General features: G+C 73.7%; 13 protein-coding genes and 2 pseudogenes. 12 read left to right on the top strand and 3 right to left on the bottom strand.

Annotated elements, in window-relative coordinates; translation table 11 throughout:
* Positions 1 to 45: 45 nt before the first annotated feature.
* Both DRB89_RS35775 and DRB89_RS35770 read left to right on the top strand, forming a co-directional pair.
* Positions 46 to 2,091 carry an ABC transporter permease gene (locus tag DRB89_RS35775; RefSeq protein WP_112463590.1) on the top strand — a complete coding sequence of 682 codons (2,046 nt, stop codon included), beginning with the start codon at positions 46 to 48 and terminating at the stop codon, positions 2,089 to 2,091.
* An 88-nt stretch (positions 2,092 to 2,179) separates the two neighbouring features.
* Complete coding sequence (locus DRB89_RS35770) at positions 2,180 to 2,683, top strand: FBP domain-containing protein (protein WP_112452822.1); 504 nt, start codon at positions 2,180 to 2,182, stop codon at positions 2,681 to 2,683.
* Here DRB89_RS35770 and DRB89_RS35765 read toward each other — a convergent pair.
* On the bottom strand, positions 2,673 to 5,444 hold the full coding sequence (locus DRB89_RS35765; RefSeq protein WP_162688857.1) for a phosphodiester glycosidase family protein: 2,772 nt from the start codon (positions 5,442 to 5,444) through the stop codon (positions 2,673 to 2,675). The genes DRB89_RS35770 and DRB89_RS35765 overlap by 11 nt on opposite strands.
* An 81-nt stretch (positions 5,445 to 5,525) precedes the next feature.
* Between DRB89_RS35765 and DRB89_RS35760 the strand changes: the two genes are divergently transcribed.
* The 3 genes from DRB89_RS35760 (at position 5,526) to DRB89_RS35750 (ending at position 8,857) form a co-directional block, all read left to right on the top strand.
* Positions 5,526 to 6,851 (top strand): MFS transporter, encoded by a 1,326-nt coding sequence (locus DRB89_RS35760; protein ID WP_239516507.1) that lies wholly within the window; start codon positions 5,526 to 5,528, stop codon positions 6,849 to 6,851.
* Between the two features lie 507 nt (positions 6,852 to 7,358).
* The gene (locus DRB89_RS35755) at positions 7,359 to 7,982 is read left to right on the top strand and encodes a TetR/AcrR family transcriptional regulator (protein ID WP_112451974.1); all 624 of its coding nucleotides are present in this window, start codon (positions 7,359 to 7,361) and stop codon (positions 7,980 to 7,982) included.
* A gap of 8 nt (positions 7,983 to 7,990) precedes the next feature.
* Entirely contained in the window at positions 7,991 to 8,857 is an 867-nt protein-coding gene (locus tag DRB89_RS35750) for an alpha/beta hydrolase (protein WP_112451973.1), read from the top strand.
* Between the two features lie 42 nt (positions 8,858 to 8,899).
* Here the strand turns inward: DRB89_RS35750 and DRB89_RS35745 are convergent, their stop codons facing one another.
* Positions 8,900 to 9,409: a nuclear transport factor 2 family protein gene (locus DRB89_RS35745; RefSeq protein WP_112451972.1), complete on the bottom strand. Its 510-nt coding sequence runs from the start codon at positions 9,407 to 9,409 to the stop codon at positions 8,900 to 8,902.
* Between the two features lie 408 nt (positions 9,410 to 9,817).
* Between DRB89_RS35745 and DRB89_RS35740 the strand changes: the two are divergent.
* From DRB89_RS35740 to DRB89_RS35730, 3 genes and pseudogenes are all read left to right on the top strand, one after another.
* Positions 9,818 to 10,807: pseudogene (locus DRB89_RS35740) on the top strand (glycosyl hydrolase); the annotation flags it as partial.
* A gap of 98 nt (positions 10,808 to 10,905) precedes the next feature.
* Entirely contained in the window at positions 10,906 to 11,565 is a 660-nt protein-coding gene (locus DRB89_RS35735; RefSeq protein WP_112451970.1) for a CatB-related O-acetyltransferase, read from the top strand.
* 126 nt (positions 11,566 to 11,691) lie between these two features.
* Entirely contained in the window at positions 11,692 to 11,937 is a 246-nt protein-coding gene (locus DRB89_RS35730; RefSeq protein ID WP_239516506.1) for a hypothetical protein, read from the top strand.
* Between the two features lie 81 nt (positions 11,938 to 12,018).
* Here the strand turns inward: DRB89_RS35730 and DRB89_RS35725 are convergent, their stop codons facing one another.
* A complete protein-coding gene (locus DRB89_RS35725) occupies positions 12,019 to 13,479 on the bottom strand; it encodes a lamin tail domain-containing protein (RefSeq protein WP_112463587.1) in 1,461 nt (486 codons plus the stop codon).
* Positions 13,480 to 13,495: 16 nt separating this feature from the next.
* Here DRB89_RS35725 and DRB89_RS35720 point away from each other — a divergent pair, with 16 nt between their 5' ends.
* The 4 genes and pseudogenes from DRB89_RS35720 (at position 13,496) to DRB89_RS35710 (ending at position 16,971) form a co-directional block, all read left to right on the top strand.
* On the top strand, positions 13,496 to 14,590 hold the full coding sequence (locus tag DRB89_RS35720; protein WP_112449964.1) for a hypothetical protein: 1,095 nt from the start codon (positions 13,496 to 13,498) through the stop codon (positions 14,588 to 14,590).
* Between the two features lie 176 nt (positions 14,591 to 14,766).
* A pseudogene (locus DRB89_RS45305) lies at positions 14,767 to 15,543 on the top strand (MFS transporter); the annotation flags it as partial.
* Between the two features lie 390 nt (positions 15,544 to 15,933).
* Positions 15,934 to 16,434, top strand: coding sequence for a hypothetical protein (locus DRB89_RS45300; protein WP_239516910.1), 501 nt, complete (start codon positions 15,934 to 15,936; stop codon positions 16,432 to 16,434).
* A 117-nt stretch (positions 16,435 to 16,551) separates the two neighbouring features.
* Positions 16,552 to 16,971, top strand: a complete 420-nt coding sequence (locus tag DRB89_RS35710; RefSeq protein ID WP_112449963.1) for a hypothetical protein — start codon at positions 16,552 to 16,554, stop codon at positions 16,969 to 16,971.
* Positions 16,972 to 16,983: the final 12 nt, after the last annotated feature.

Here is a 16,983-nt window from a genome sequence, read left to right as displayed (position 1 = left end):
ACTACGCTTCACCCGCCGTCACCGTTCCACCAGCCGGGAACCCACATGAGCCGAGTCCGTACCCGCCGCGCCCGGCCCCCCGTGGCCCTCGCGATCCCCGCGGTGCTCGCGGTGGCGTTCCTCCTGATGCCCCTGCTCGGCATCCTCGCCCGCACCCAGTGGAGCGAACTCGGCGCGCACCTCACCAGTCCCGGTGTGGTCGAGGCGCTCAAGCTGTCGCTGCTGGTGTCCCTGTGGGCGCTCGGCATCTCGCTCGTCCTCGGGGTTCCGCTCGCCTGGCTCCTGGCCCGCGTCGAGTTCCGGGGCAAGGCGCTGGTCCGCTCGCTCGTGCTGCTGCCGATGGTCCTGCCGCCCACCGTCGGCGGTGTGGCGCTGCTGCTCGCCTTCGGCCGGCGCGGACTGCTCGGCCCCTGGCTGGAGGGCACCTTCGGCATCACGCTGCCCTTCCACACTTCCGGTGCGGTCCTCGCGGCCACCTTCGTCGCGATGCCGTTCCTCGTCATCAGCCTGGAGGGCGCGCTCGGCGGCCTCAAGCCGAGCTACGAGGAGACGGCGGCCTCGCTGGGCTCCACGCCGGTCCGCGTGTTCTTCACGGTGACGCTGCCGATGGTCGGCCCGGGGCTGGTCGCGGGCGCCGCGCTGACCTGGGCCCGGGCGCTCGGCGAGTTCGGCGCCACCATCACCTTCGCCGGGAACCTGCCCGGCACCACCCAGACCCTGCCGCTCCAGGTGTACCTGCTGCTCCAGGACCGGCCCGAGGCCGCGACCTCCGTGTCCCTGCTGCTGCTCGCGATCGCCATGGCCGTGCTCGTCGCCCTGCGCGGCAGGTGGACGGGGACCCCCGTCGCCCACCGCGACGCCGATGCCGCGCCGGTGGTCGCCGACGACGCTCCCGGCCCGGACCCGGCTTGGCCGACGGGTCCGGGGCGGCCGGCGGGTCCGGCGGGTCCGGGGCGGCCGGCGGGTCCGGCGGGTCCGGGGCGGCCGGCGGGTCCGATCGGCGGGGACTCCGGGGCCGCGGCTCCCACTGCCCCCGCCGCCCCCGCCGACGGCGGACGCTGGCCCCTGCACGCCACCGTCACCGGTTTCAACGAGCTCACCCTCGACGCCGAACCCGGCACCACCATCGCCGTCGTCGGCGAGAACGGCGCGGGCAAGACCACCCTCCTGCGCGCCCTCCTCGGCCTCACCCCGCGCGCGTACGCCGAGCTCAGGCTCGGCGACGCCGACGTCACCGCGCTGCCCCCGCACAAGCGGCAGGTGGCGTGGGTCCCGCAGGACGGCGCGCTCTTCCCGCACCTGACCGCCCTCGCCAACACCGCCTACGGGCTGCGTGCCCGCGGGGTGCCGCGCGCCGAGGCCCGCGCCGAGGCCCAGGCCTGGCTCGACCGGCTCGGCGTCGGCCACCTCGCCCGCCGCAAGCCCGCGCAGCTCTCCGGCGGCCAGGCCCAGCGGGTGGCCCTCGCCCGCGCGCTCGCGGCCCGGCCGCGGCTGCTGCTCCTCGACGAGCCGCTCGCCGCCCTCGACCAGACGACGCGCGCCCGCGTCCGGCACACCCTGCGCACCCACCTGGCCGGCTTCGGCGGGGTCTGCCTCATCGTCACCCACGATCCCGTCGAGGCGGTCTCGCTGGCCGACCGGGTGCTCGTGCTCGCCGACGGCCGGACCCTCCAGGACGCACCGCCCTCCGAGGTCACCCGGCATCCGCGTTCCCCGTGGGTGGCCCGGATGCTGGGGCGCAACGCGTGGTCCGGCACGGCGTCGGCCGACGGCCTGGCACTCGCGGGCGGGGGCCGTCTGGTGGTGGCGGAGGTGCTGCCCGAGGGGGCGCGGGCCCTCGCGATCATCGCCCCCGAGGCCGTGTCCGTCCACCGGGAGCGCCCGGGCGGCAGCCCCCGCAACGTCTGGCCCGGGACCGTACGGGAGATCACCTCGGTCGGCAGCCGGCTGCGCGTGCTGATCGGCTCGGCGCAGACGCCCGACCTGGTCGCGGAGATCACCCCGGACGCGGCCGCCGAGCTGGGGATCACCGACGGCGCCGAGGTGTGGACCAGCGTCAAGGCCACCGAGGTCACCCTCGTCCGCCTCTGAGGACCCGGGGCCGCGGGCCGCGGCGGCGGCCCCGGCGGCCGCCAAAAGCAGGTGACCAGGGCTCCCACCAGCACGTACCGTTCGTTTCATGGACCCGCTCACCGACCAACAGATCCGCGCCTCCTTCGTGAACTGCACCAAGGGCGAGGCGGCACGCCTCAAGCTGCCGACCGACTTCGCCGAACTCCCCTGGGAGGACCTCGACTTCCTCGGCTGGGTGGATCCCGCGGCCCCGCTGCGGGCGCACATCGTGCGGCCCCTGGCCGACGGCGGCGCCCTCGGCATCTCACTGCGGGTCCCGGCCGCGAACCGGGTGGGCGGCTTCAAGTCCAGCATCTGCCAGATCTGCCTGACGGGTCACACCTCCTCGGGCGTCACCCTCCTCGTGGCCCCGCTCGCCGGAGCCCGCGGCCGCGACGGCAACACGGTCGGGACCTACGTCTGCTCCGACCTGGCCTGCTCCCTGTACATCAGGGGCAAGCGCCAGCCGAAGCTGAAGACCCGGGGCTTCGAGGAGACGCTGACGGTCGAGGAGAAGATCGACCGCGCACTCGGCAACCTCGACTCCTTCACCGCCAAGGTCACCGGCTAGCACCGAGCACGGTTCCGGGCACGACGTCGGGTCGTACGGAGAGCCAGTCGCCGGTGGCGTGGGCGTCGGCGCCGATCAGGGTCCGGCCGCCGCGCGGGGCCTCGACGGCGAGGACGCCCTCGCTTCGGCCGGCCGCGAAGCGCGGGGCGCCCACCGTGATGACGGCGGCCCGTTTGCCGGTGGCCCGCCGGAACTCCGCGAGGAGGTGCAGCCGCAGGGCGGCTTCCTTGCGGTCGACGGCCTGCGGCGCGTACGGCTGTACCACGGCCACCGCGCCCGTGCCCGCTTCCCGGGCGGCGGCCGCGAGGGCGGCGCGCAGGGCCCCGATCCGGGCCAGCCCGCCGCCGTCGAGGGTGCGGCGGGCGGCCGCGAGCGGCAGGAACCGTACGCCCCGGTGCACGAAGGGCGGCCGGTCGGCGCCGTTCAGTGCGAAGTCGGCGCCCGCGCCGTCCTTCGCGCCGGGCCGGTCGGTACCGCCGCGACCTTCGGCGGCGGGCTCGACGGTGAACCGCCAGGGCCTGGCGCGCACTTGGTCCGCCGTGGCAACGATCGGATCGGGCGCGGCGGGGGTACGGGCAGACCCGGTCGGCGGCGTGCGCGCCGCCAGGGTGTCCACCAGCAGCCGCGCCGCCGGACCCCGGGCCGCGACCGCGGCAGCGGCCGCCGCGGCCGAGATCCGCGTCACGGTGAAGGGCCGCTCCGCCATCGCCGGGAGCGGGAGGCGGATCTCCCGCCAGCCGGTCCAGTCCACGGCGGGCCCGCGCAGGGTGGCGACTCCCCCGTCCGCGTCGGTGACTTCCACGGCGGGCCTGGCTCCGGAGCCGTCGCCGTTCACCTGGAGGGAGAGCGACCGGGCCAGCTCCGGTACGGGGAGCGGCCGGGGCGGAGCCGCGGCCGCGGTGCCCCCGTCGGCGGTGGGCGTGAGGGCGAGCCCCCGGCCCGGGTGCCCCTCCCCGGCCCCGCTCCCCGGGCCGGTCCACCGGTCCGCGTCCTCCAGGTCCGCGAGCGGACGGTCCGACAGGCCGACGCCCAGCGCCAGTTCGGCCGGGCCCGCCGAGACTCCCCGCACGGAGGCCAGCAACCGCCCGGCGGCCCAGGGGACTCGGGCGGTCACGGTGAACCCGCCGCGCCCGTCCTCGGCGACGGCCCACTGCGAGCGGTCGAACTCCAGGGTCACGTCCCGGGGTTCGATGACGGCGGCGGCCCCCTGCGCGTCATGTCCGGTCACCTCGAAGCGCGCGCCCTCCCCCTGCTCCGCGAGTCCGATCCGCTCCGGGACGGCCCGGATCCGGGCCGGCGGGCCGAGGACGTCGACGCCGAGCGTGCCGCGTGCCGCCCCGCCCCGGACGTGCACCGCGAGCCGGCCGGGGCGCGCCGCGCGCAGCACCCCGCCGGAGTCGACCCGCGCCCCGCCGCCTTCCGCGGTCCACACCGGCGCGGGCCCGGCGGAGGCCACCGGGCCGAGTGCGGTGTCGTACGCGGTGGCCCTGAGGGTCCGGCCAAGCCCGGCGAAGGCGCGCGCGACGCCGCCCACGGGCTCGATCCGGTACCCGGCTGTCTTGCCGGAGCCGGCCGGGGCGGTCAGGACGAGCCCGTTGGGGACCGGGCGCGGCCGGCCGTCGGACGGGAAGTTCTCCAAGGTCAGGCCCGGCTCCCCGGTCAGGGCGGCGAGCAGGGTGGAGGAGCCGCCGCCGTCCAGGTTCAGGGCCTCGTACGCGCCGAGCCGGTGCATCAGCCGGCCGAGCGCCGTGAGCGTCAGGCCGCCGCTGTCGCGCTGGCGGCCGTCGACGGTGACCACGCGCAGCCGCCGGCCGTCGCGCGAGAAGCCGACGGCGGTGCGCGGGGCGGCGGCGTTGTTCGGCTCGCCCTCGTGGTCCTGCGCGACCCCGGCCACGACCAGCGCCTCCCGGCCGCCCAGCGCTCCCACCGGGAGCGGCCCGCCCCCGGCCGCGACGGGCCGGGCCCGGACGGCGACCGCGTCCGCGGGCCGCAGGGCGGCGAGTTCGGCCGCCGCGGCGCCGCCCGCGACCAGCAAGGTCGTACCGGCCGCGGGGCGCCGTACGGCCGCACGTGCGGCAGCGCGGACGGCCGTGACCCGCCCGTCCCGGAGGTCCACCACCGGGCCGAGCGCGGGCAGTTCGGCCGCCGGCCAGTCGGCGGTGTAGGCGGCGAAGCCGTCGGCGGGCGGCCGCGCGGTGTTGTAGCCGGCGAGCGGGCGGACCGCTCCGCCGGGCAGGGTCACGGTCCCGGCGAGCGCGATGTCCAGCACCCGGCCGGCGCCGTCGGCGCCGAAGCCCACGGCCTGGCCGGCGCCGGGGGACGGCGCGTGCAGGAGCCGTCCGGCGCCGATGCCCGGGCCGAGCGGGGCGCCCGTACCCCTGATGTCGAAGAAGTCCCCGTTCACGGCGGCGACCACGCGTCGGCCCGGGCCGGCGGGGTGCCGGGCGGCCGCGTCCGCGACGGTGGCGACGCCCCGGCCGCCGAGGTACTCGGCCCGCGCGCCCCCGGCTCTGCCCGCAGCCGCGAGGTCGACGTCGAGCTCGTCGATGCGCAGCCAGCGGTCGGCTTCGAGCCGGTCGTAGGACTCCAGCCGGACCCCGGGGGCGACCTGCCGGCCGGTCCGGGCGGTCTCGATCCCGGCGCCGGCACCCCCGCCCGAGGCCCGGGCCCCCGGGGCGGCGAGGGGCAGGGCGAGCAAGGCGAGCAGGACGGACAGCAGGACGGACAGGGGCACTGACAGGGGCCGGCACGGGTTCGACACCCAGGCAGGATCATCCAGGCTGCGCATATGACCGCATAAGCACAGCGGAAGTCCGGCATGTATCAGCCGGCAGCGTCAGAAGTGGTAAAGGAGACCGCCCGGCCCCCTGCGACCCCCCGGCCGGCCCAGCCCGATCCGCCGGCCGCCCGATACCCCCTGTGGGACCGGCGTTTCACCCTCTACTTCGCCGCCCGCTCGGTCTCCCTGGTCGGCGACGCGATGATGCCGGTGGCCGCCGCGCTCGCGATCGGCCCGCTGTACGGGATCTCCGGAGTCGGCCTCGTCCTCGGCATCTGGACGGGGACGTTCGTCCTCCTGGTCCTGTTCGGCGGGGTGTTGGCCGACCGGCTCGGCGCACGCCGGATGATGGTCGGCGCGGACCTCGTCCGGGTCCTCACCCAAGGCGTGCTGGCGGCCGCGTTCTTCGCCGGGACACCGCCGTTCTGGCTGCTGGTGACCATGGCGGCACTGGCCGGCGCGGCCGTCGCGATGTTCCTGCCGGGGGTGAACGGGATGGTCCCGCTGGTCGCCCGCGATCCGCAGCGGGCCAACGCCACGCTCAAGGTGGCCGACGCGCTCGCCCACCTGATCGGCCCGGCCCTTGCGGGACTGCTGATCGTGCTGACCGGCGCCGGGACCGTGTACGCGATCGACGCCGGCACCTTCCTGCTCAGCGCCCTGTGCCTGGCACTCATCCGCCTCGCCCCGGCCGACGTGCCTGCGGGCGCCCCCGCCCACGTCGACTCCGACTCCGACTCTGCTGCCCCGCCCGGGAGTTCACTCCGCCGCGACCTGCGCCAGGGCTGGCAGGAGTTCCGTGCACGCACCTGGATGTGGGCGGTCATCCTGATCTGGGTGGGCTACGGCCTACTCCTCTTCGGCCCCCTGGTACCGCTCGGCTCGGCGTTGATCGGCGCCCGGCTCGGCCCGAACGCCTACGGCCTGGCCGTCTCCTTCCTCGGCGTCGGAACGGTGCTCGGCGGCCTGCTCGCCCTGCGGCTGCGCCCGGACCGGCCGCTGGCCGCCGGCGCGGTGGCGATGGCGCTGTACGCCGTACTGCCGCTCTGCGTGGCGCTGGACGCGGGCCTGCCGGTGCTGCTCGCGGGCCATGCGCTCGGCGGCGGGGCCTGGGCGTTCTGGTCGGTGATGTGGGCGACCAGCGTGCAGACCCACACCCCGCCCGCGGTACTCAACCGGGTCAGCGCCTACGAGCTGGCCGGCTCGGTGTCCGGGATCGCGCTCGGCCAGATCCTGGCGGGGCCCGCCACCGCGCTGGCCTCCCCGGGCCGGCTGCTGCTGGTGTCGGCCGGCGCCGGCCTGGCGGGCAGCGCGGCACTGCTCGCGATCCCGGCGATCCGCAACCTGCGCCGCAAGCCCGGGGCGCCGGGCAACCCGAACGAAGGATGAGCACCGCCGCGCACCGGCTAGTGCTGTGACCGGAAAGGTCCACCGGGTCGCGGCGCCCGGCACGGCACCTCGCCGCGTTGTCGGACCACACCGGTACGTCCAGTACGAGGCGTGGTCCTCCGCCTTGCGATGCACCGCACCGAACACCGCGACCCGGCAAACCTTTCCGGCCACAGCACTAGCGGTGAGCTCTACTTTCTCCTCGTACCGCATGCGCTCAGCGTGCCGTCCCACCTCAACTCCTCGAAGGGGTCGGCATGGATCAGATGGTCTTCGAGTCCATCAGGTACTCAGCCGCCCTGACCTGCCCGTTCAGGTGACTTCGAGGGAAACAGGGCTCCGTGCCCGGTGCCGCTCTTCGGCACGAGCCCGACCAGTTCGAGGCCGTCGCCCGCCCCTTCGGCGCCCTCATGCCCACGCCGGACCGGGCCTCGCCCCTTGACCACGTCCAGCGGCCGGCTCTAAATTTAGAGGGCTCTCTAAATTTTGCGCGAAGGGATGTGCGCGATGCAGACGGCCGACGGAGGCCCGCGTGAGCACAACAAGGCGCAGCGGCGGTCGCGGATCCTCGACGCGACGCGCGAACTCCTGCGCGACAGCCAGGAATCGGTGCTCAGTACCGAGCGGATCGCGGAGCGGGCCGAGGTCGCCCCGGCCACCGTGTACAACCTGATCGGACCGCGCGACAAGATCTGGGAAGCCCTTGCCGCCGGGTTCATGGACGAACTCGAGGGCCGTCTGGAGTCGCTGGACGGCGGTTCCCCGCGGGAGGTCGTCAGGTCGACCGTCCAACTGTTCGTCGACGACCCGGTCGTATCGCGTCGCATGGTGCGCGAGTGGGAGAAGAGCGGTCTCGTCCTCGGCCGCAGTCCGCTCATCCAGCTCCGCCGGGCGATGGCGGACGCACGGACACGAGGTGTCCTGCGCGCCGACGTCGACACGGACGCTCTGGCCGCCGTGGTCGCCGCCTCGTGCGTGGGTGCGCTGCACCAATGGGTCGCCGAGCTGGTCGATGACGACCGCTTCCTCGCGCGCGCCCTGTTCGGGCTGGACGTCGCGCTCGCCGCGGCGGCCGCGGATCCCTACCGCGACCAGCTGCTGGCACCGCTGCGGACCCGGGGCAAGGCATGACGCCCGGCATGACGCCCAGCGCACCGCCACGCACCCGGAGCTTCACGGGCGCCGGTGGTATCCGGCTCGCGGCGGACGTCTGGGGCGGGGCGTCCTCGCCCCCTCTCGTCCTGCTGCACGGCGGAGGCCAGACGCGGCACGCCTGGGACCGGGCCGGCCCTCGACTCGCGGCCCTGGGGTGGCAGGTCATCGCCCCGGACCTGCGGGGGCACGGGACCAGCGAATGGCCCGCCGACGGCGACTACGACCTGGGCCTGTTCGCCGAGGACGTCCGCGCGCTCGTCACCGAACTCGGCCGTCAGCCGTTGCTCATCGGCGCCTCGCTCGGCGGCCTCGCCGCACTGCTCGCCGCCGGGGAGGCCCCAAGGGCGGCGATTCGCGCTCTGGTCCTCGTCGATGTCGCCCATCGGCCCGATCCCCGCGGGTTCCGCCGGATCGTCGAGTTCATGCACGGCCACCCGGACGGGTTCGCCAGTATCGGAGAAGCGGCCGCGGCGGTCTCCGCCCACCTGCCGCACCGACCGCCTCCGCGCGACCCCGAAGGGATACGGAACAACCTGCGACGCCGGGGCGACCGCTGGTTCTGGCACTGGGACCCCCGGATGCTCGACAGCTTCGAGGGCCGGATGGACCCGCCGGGCATGGCCGAGCGCCTCCTCGACGCCGCGCGCCACGCCGACGTGCCGATCCTGCTCGTCCGCGGCGGGAACAGCGACGTGGTGCGCGAAGACATCGCCGAGCAGTTCTGCGAGGGGGTCCCCCACGCGCGGCGCGTCGATGTCTCCGGCGCCGGGCACATGGTGGCCGGCGACCGGAACGAGCACTTCATCGACGCGGTCCTCCCGTTCCTGGAAGGACACCTCGGGTGCGGTTGACCGGTGCCCGGCTGCCGGGGAGCCCGCCGGCACCCGCTTCCGTCAGGAGGCGGGCGGGGTCCAGTCGGCGGGCAGGCCCGACTGGGTGAGGACGGTGGCCAGGCTGTAGTGGTCCTTGTCTGACGTGATCCGGCAGTGGTTCCCGTCGAGGTCGAGGACGGTGGTCATCGGCACGGCGAAGGGCTTCGGCGCGCCCTTGAGGTGGCCGGAGTAGACGGCTTGCACGGTGACGCGGTCGCCGACGAGACGGGCGCCCCGGACGGTGACGTGGACGTCGTCGATGAGGGTGTCGGCGCGGGCCTTCCAACCGGCGATCTCCTTGCGGCCGCGGAAGGTCACGGCGATGGCCTCGTCGGTGTAGGTGCCGTTCGCCGTGAACAGGGCGCCGAGGGACCGGGGATCGGTGCCGTTCCAGGCGTCGGCCCAGGCGGTGACGATCCGCGGAGTGCGCCGGCCGGTGTCCTGCGCGGCATGGGCGGTGGAGGCGGCCGTGGCGCAGAGGGCAGCGGCAGCGGTCAGCACGGTCAGGGTGCGGATCGGTCGGGACGTCATGGTGGAGGCTCCTTGAATGCGGGTGGGCGGCCGGCGCACGAGAGAGAGGCGGAGCCCCTCGCGGCCGGGGAATCGACGCGCGACGCGCTGCCCCGGCCGCTCGTGCACGTGCGGTGTTGACACGCCACAGACTCGTGCCGGGCGCTGTCCACTTTCCAGACCCCGCGGAGGCCGTGCCTGCCCAGCACTGTCCACGCCTGTCCACGTGACCAGCCGAAGGCGTACGCGCACGCACCCTTCGGCGGGGGCGGCGGCCGGCTCGGCCGCGCTGTCACCCGGTCGGACGAATCGAAGGCGGGCGGCTGCCGCGAATGGCTCAGCTTGGGGTCACCGGACAGGCCGCGCATCCGATGAGATGCCTAACGTCACTGACCAGATACATCGGTGCGCGAAGCTCGTGGAGGCATCATGTCCCGTTGGGGCCGCTGGCTGGCAGCCGCCTGTACGAGTACGGTCGCCGTCGGCCTGCTCATCACCGGGGGCCTCCCCGCCGCGCCACCGCACAAGGGCGGCCCCGCCGGCCACTCCGGCAGCGCCGGCTCCGGGGTCGCGGTGGGCGCCTACCTGCACTACGGCTCGCCCGGCGTCGAGCGGATGCAGGGGCTCTCGCACTGGCTCGGCGGTACCGAGCTGCGCGCCGGGCACACCTACCTGCCCGGCGACACCTGGTCGAACATCGAGGGGGCACCCGACTCCCTGCGCAGCTGGGCACGGTGGCGCAAGGCGAGGGCTGATCGGCTGTTCGTCCTGAACGTGCCCATGATGGAGCGCAACGAGGCCGGCGTACCCGACCGTCGGGTCGCCGAGCTGATCCGCTCCGGCGCGCAGGGCGCGTACGACCACCACTTCCAGCGGCTGGCCAAGCGTCTGGTCAGCCTCGGGGTGCCGGACACGGTGATCGTGCTCGGCTGGGAGATGAACGGCTTCAACTACACCCACCGGTGCCGGCCCGACCCCGCGAACTGGCAGAGGTACTGGCGGCGCATCGTGGCCTCCATGCGCTCCGTGAAGGGGCAGCGGTTCCGATTCGACTTCGCCCCCAACCGCGGCGGTGACGCGATCGCCTGGACCAGGTGCTACCCCGGCGACGACGTGGTCGACATCATCGGCATGGACACCTACGACCAGCCGCCCGGCCACACCTTCGACGAGCAGGTCACCCAGCCCTACGGACTCCAGCACCAGGTCGACTTCGCGAGGGCCCACGGGAAGCGGATCTCGTACCCCGAATGGGGGCTGTTCCGCAACGGCGACAACCCGGAGTACATGCGGGGCATGCTGGCTTGGATCGCCGAGCACGAGCCGCTCTACCACAGCATCACCGACTACTGCCCGCACGGCGTGTGGCAGTGCGGCGAGAACCCGCGCGCCGCACGCGTGTTCCGGGAGTTCCTGTCCGCCCGACCATGACGGCACCGCACCGCACCGCAGAGCCCGGCCCGGCCCGGCTACGCACGACGACCCGCCGATCCCTTCCCGAACGGAGAGCGAAATCGATGGCCACGCCCCGGATCCCCGCGGACCCCACGGTGCTCCACCCCGTTCCCGACCAGCCCCGCGTGGTCCTGCTGAAGCCGCTGGTGACCTCACCGCTGATCGAGGTCGGGGAGTACTCCTACTACGACGACCCGGAGCACCCCACCGCGTTCGAGACCCGCAACGTCCTCTACCACTACGGGCCGGAGAAGCTGGTCATCGGGAAGTTCTGCGCGCTGGGCACCGGGGTGCGGTTCATCATGAACGGCGCCAACCACCGCATGGACGGCCCGTCCACGTTCCCCTTCCCCATCATGGGCGGCTCCTGGGCCGGGCACTTCGACCTGCTCACCGGCCTGCCGGGCCGCGGCGACACCGTCGTCGGCAACGACGTCTGGTTCGGCTACGACACGATGGTCATGCCCGGAGTGCGCATCGGGCACGGCGCGGTCATCGCCTCCGGCGCCGTCGTCGTCGAGGACGTCCCCGACTACGCGATCGTCGGCGGCAACCCGGCCCGGATCATCCGCACCCGCTACGACGGCACCGAGATCGCCCGCCTGCTCGATCTGGCCTGGTGGGACTGGCCCGTGGAACACCTGACCGAACACATCCGGACCGTCATGACCGGCACCGTCGACGACCTCGAGAAGATCGCACCGCGTCCGGCGGGCGCCTGACGGGTGTCGAAACGATACTGCAGTGGCGTTGGAGTGAACGGCCGTTCCCGGACGTTCCGTCCGGCCGTTGAACCGGCCGACGCACCCATTCACCGGCGCGTCACTCCGTAGATCCTTAGGGGAATCATGCGTATTCGTTCTGCCGTGACCGCCTCCGCGCTCGCCGCCGGCATCCTGCTGGGCGGCGCCGGCGCCGCCCTGGCCAACGACGGTGTCGACCTCGACTACTTCTCGGGCGGTCACAAGGCCTTCTCGTCCAACTGCTCCACCGTGGCGGCCGTCCCGGCGCCGTTCGGCCCCGTCTACACCTCGTCCTGCGCGAAGGACGGCGAGGCCGAGTGGCTCAAGGGCGCCCACCTCGGCGCACGCTGAGCGAAGGCCGGCCCCGGGCCGGCGCCGCAGGGGCGGACGGACGGCGACGTCCGCCGCCCCTGCGGCGTTCCTACGGGCGGGTCAGCAGCTGACGGTGCCCTTGCGCAGCGCGTGTCCGCCGGTGTTGCTGTCGTCGGACCAGTAGACGGGCTTGGAGCCCGCCGCGCATTCGGCGGCCGGGGCGATCGCGAAGCCCTCGTTGTTCAGGTTGGACATGCCGGCGGGCCGGTTGAAGACGGCGTTGGTGGCGAAGGAGCCGGAGGCGTCGACCCGCAGGGTGAGGTGCCGGCCCGAGCAGGTGTCGTCGCAGACGGCCCACAGGCGGCCTGCCTGCGGCTCCCACTGCAGTTCCATGACCCCCGCCATGCCGCTGCTGAAAGCGGCCACGCGGGTGAAGGCTCCCGAGTCCGCGAGCACGTATCCGTAGATCATGCCGGTGCCCTCGACACCGACGAAGAACACCCCGTCGGTGTGGGCGCCGTAGCGGGACGGATCGTAGGCCGCCCCGGTGGCAGCGTCCTTGAAGCCGGCGCCGGTCAGGTGGCTGTCGGGCACCCAGGTGAGCGCCTCGAGGCCGAGGTTGGAGCCGACGGCGGGGAGGTCCGGGGTCAGGTTCCACTCCTTGCCCGCGGTGAGGGTGGTGGCCGTACCGCTCACGTCGTAGCGCAGGACGGACAGCCGGCTGGTGCCGGAGGAGTCGGCGTTGCGCTCGCTGGCGACGAACACCCCGCCCGCGGCGCCCGCTCCGGTGACGGCGACGCCCTCGCTGTCGGGGGTGCCGGAACCGCCGGGGAAGCGGAGTGCCTTTCCGGTGGACCAGCCGCCGGCGGTGTCAGGGGTCCAGCCTCCGGAACCGTTCTTGACGAGGCGCCAGAGCTTGCCGGAGTTCTGGGCGCCCCACATCACGGAGCCCTCCTGCTGGAGACCGCTGAGGTCCTCGCCGAAGACGTTCGAGGCGTCGGCGGTGGACACCGAGGAGCTGCCGGGCCAGGCGACCGGAGTGGTGCCGCCGCCGGTGCCGCAGTTGTTGGGCGCGCCGAGGGTGCGGGCGGCGGATGTGAAGGCGCCCGTGCCGTCGGGGCAGCGTGACCAGGACGGCTCGGAGTGCTTGCTCCAGGTGAAGCTGTCGACGAGCGTGCTGCCGTCCGGGAGGTACAGGCGGGCCTTGTCGGAGGAGCCGAGGCCGAAGGAGGAGTGGACGTCGAAGGCGCGGAAGGCCCCGGGGGCCAGGGTGGTGCCGGAGGCGATCTTGTACTTCGAGCTGCTGTTGTCGTCCTTGAGTATCCAGCCCGAGAGGTCGACGGGGCCGGCGCCCTTGTTGTGGAGCTCGATCGAATCGTCGACGTCCCCGGTGGTCACCACCTCGTTGATGCGGACGTCGTCGGCCGGGGCGGCCTGGGCGGGGGCTGCCGTCAGGGCGGCGAGGACCGCCAGCGCCGGGACGGCCGCGATCCGGAGGGCGAGGGCGCGGGCCCCCCCGACCCCACCTCCGCACGAGGCGGTTAATGCTCTGACCGGCTGGGCCGTCCAGTTCTCGGTCATCACGCTCCGCTGCGAGATGGCCGTGGACCACCTCCGTACCCGCCACGGAGACATCACCGACGCCCCGGCCGCCCAGGCCGCCGAAGCCGAGCGCAACCGGGAGCTCGCCGAGCTCTTCGTCGAACTCCGCCCCCACCTCAGCACCCTGATCGTCCACGCCAGCGCTGGCGTGCGGGCCATGCCCCCTGCCCGGCACCATGCCCGCTGGCACCTGCTGATCTCCGACCTCGCCCATGCCGCGGACCAGGCCGTACGCATCCTGGACGAGCACCCCGACGGCCAGGACACCACCAGCCGCGACGCTCTGCTGTGGCCCTACATGCAGACCTGGGGCGAGCACGACGTCCTGCTGCGCGACCTCGCCCTCCAGCCCGCCCACCCACCGGAGCCGAACCCCGGGCTCGGTACGGAGGAACAGGAGGCATGGACCGCCTGGGCCCGCTCGGCCCGCAGCCGCGGCCTGCTCCAGCCCCAGGAATCTCGCTACGACGCCGCTGGCCGCCAGCTCACCCTCGCCTTCGTCCCGCACCCGGTCGACGACGAGGAGGAGATGGTCGTGATCCTCGCCGGGGACATCGACGGCCCCGAAATGAGCGTGCTCGGGCGCTACGACACCGACGACGAAGCGATCCGCCACCTCCCACCAGCAGTCCCACCCGGCGTGCTCTATCCCAACGGCCCCCCGCCGGACAGCGCGTCACCACCCGGGGTGCCACTGGAACAGCTGATCCGCGACGTCATCGACGCGCAGCACAGCGCCTCCGTCGCCGAGGCGATCTCCTACGTCACCGACCTGCCGCCCCATGCTCCCGCCGGACACATCGCGCAGCTCACGGTCTTCCTCGACACCTGCGCCGCCTGGGCGACCGCCATGGACACCCGGGCAGGCCAGGAGATCTCCGTGCGACTGCGGATGCTCTCCGCGCAGACCACCCACCTGATCCAGGACCTCGCGCAGATCGGCGAACAGCTGGAGGACGCGGTGGCGGTCCTGCCGCCGCACCGCACCCCCGCACCCCACCACCTGCCCGTACCGCGCCCGCCCGCTGTAGGCACCACACCGGTCGTGCCGACCCCGCCGGTCTCCGCCGCTTCCGCACCCCGCCGGTAGCGCCCCGCGCCCGGTCCCACTCCGCCTCGCCCTCTCTGACGGAAAGCCCTGCCCTGTTGACCCTGGCCGATCACCCGAACACCACCCCACCACCAGCCACGTACGGCGCCGTCCTGGGCAGCCGCCATGTTGTCCGCCTGCTCGGCGGCACCCTGACCGGTCGTCTGCCCAACGGCATGGTGCCCGTCGGGCTCGTGTTGTGGATCACCGGCGGGGGCGGTTCCCTGGCCTTCGCCGGCCTCCTCGCCGCGCTGTACGGGCTGGCGTCCGGGCTGTCCCAGCCGATCAAGGGCAGGCTGATGGACCGGTACGGGCAGACCCGTATCTCCGCACCGGCCGTCGTGTTCAACTCCGGTTACCTGGCCTCGCTCCCGTGGATCGGGGCGAGCGGGCATCCGGCGGCCGTGACCGCCGCCGTGGGGCTCGCGGGTCTGTTCACCCCGCCTTTGGAATCCGGGCTGCGCGCGTTGTGGCCGACGGTTCTTCCCGACCTGGGCCGGCGGCGGGTCGTCCAGGCCCTCGACACCGGGTCTCAGGGCCTCCTCTACATCGTGGGTCCCTTGCTCGCCTCGTGGCTGGCCACCGCATACGGGCCCGACATGGCCCTGAACGCCGCCGCCGCACTCACCCTTGTGGGAACGGTCGTGGTCCTGACCGCTGCCCCGTCACGGACCTGGCGGCCGGCCACCACTGGTGGGGCGGTGGGAGGCGGCCGTCTGGCGGGGGCCGGTCTGGTCCTGCTGTTCACCGCGCTTGCGGGGACGGGGTTCGCGCTCGGTGCGATGAACGTGTGGGCAGCGGGCATGGCCACCACTCACGGGATGGCCATGCTCTCCGGGATGCTCCCCGCCGCGTTCTCCACCGGCAGCGTCCTCGGCGGCCTGGTCTACGCCCGACGGACATGGCCCGGCACGACCACCACTCAGCTCCTCGCGACCGCCGGCCTGTTCCTCCTCGGCTGGATACCCCTGCTCATCCAGCCCGGACCGCGCTCAGCCATCGCCCTGGCCGTCGTCCCGGGGCTGTTCCTCACCCTGATCATCACCAACGGCTTCCACACCGTGGACACCCTGGCACCCGCCTCACGCACCACCGAGGCGTACGCCTGGCTGATCCTGTCCGTCGGTACCGGCCAGGCCGCCGGAACCGCGCTCGCCGGAGCCCTCGCCGAGCGCCCGTACGTACTCGCTGCTCTTCCCGCCGCCGGCGCCGCCCTCTCGCTGGCCATCCTCGCCCTCGCCCGCCGCAAGCTCGGCCCCGGCCGTCGCCCCGGCCGCCACCGGCGCTCCCGCCACAACCAGCCCGACCACATCAACTTCCCTGCATCAGAAGGAGATTCATCTATGGCTATCCGAACCGAATGGAAGATCATCCACAGCTGTGGACACGAGAGCACGGCCAACCTGTCCGACCGTCCCGCCGACAAGCGGGCCGGATTCGCCCGCTGGCTCGGCGGCCGTGACTGCACCGACTGCTGGAAGGCCTCCCGGGACTCCGACAGCGCCACGAAGGAAGTGTGGCTGGCGGCGAAGCGGGCCGAGGAGCAGCAGGCCGCATTGGACTGGGCGACGCAGTTCGACATGCCGGCGCTGGAGGGTCCCGAGCGGGCTCTTGCCTGGGGTGAGCGTTCCCGGTTCCAGCTGGTGACGGCCGCGTACACCGCGCTGGTCACCGAGAGCGGGACCTGGGACGAGGCCGACTGGGCCGCGCTGGAGGAGAAGATCCGCACGGTCACGCGGGCCGGGTGGTGGATCGACCAGCGCGACGCCGAGGGCACTGACCTTCCCGAGCTGCTGGACGCGGCCACCGCTGATGACCGGGGGACGGAGAACCCGTTCCGGTAACCGTGGGCGGACATATATAGCCGACGATCCCCGGTCAGCCAAACCGGGGATTCTCCAGACCATTGAAGTACTTCACCCGCCGCGAAACTGCGGCACCTTCGTGGAAGGACTTCTGCCGTGCCCGACGCCATCCGTGCCGCGTTCATACCCGCTGACGCCATCACCCCCGACCGGGACATCACCCACGGACACTTCGCTCCCGGCGACCGGATCGTGGTCATCAAGGGAGTGGACGACGGCATCCTGTGGGGCGACGCCATGACGGTGGTCACCCCGTCCTGGCACACCCCGACCAACGAGGACGGATGGCGCCTGCGCAACCCTGACGGCGGCGCCCGCAGCTTCGTCACCGGACACCCCCGCTACCTCGTCCACCTCTCCACGCGCTGCCCCGACTGCCTGATCTACCAGCGGGCCCTGCAGGACTACCTCGTGCCCCGGTTCACCGACAGCAAGCCCGTCGATGTCGGCTGGTACTCGATCACCGAACTGAACCAGCTCGTCCACGTCGCCGACGGCCGGGCCGGCAGCCGATGATCCCCACACTCC

The organism is Streptomyces sp. ICC4 (genome assembly GCF_003287915.1).
Lineage (GTDB): Bacteria > Actinomycetota > Actinomycetes > Streptomycetales > Streptomycetaceae > Streptomyces > Streptomyces tritrimontium.
The sequence above is the reverse complement of the archived record's forward strand: the minus strand, read 5'-3'. Positions and strand labels throughout refer to the sequence as shown.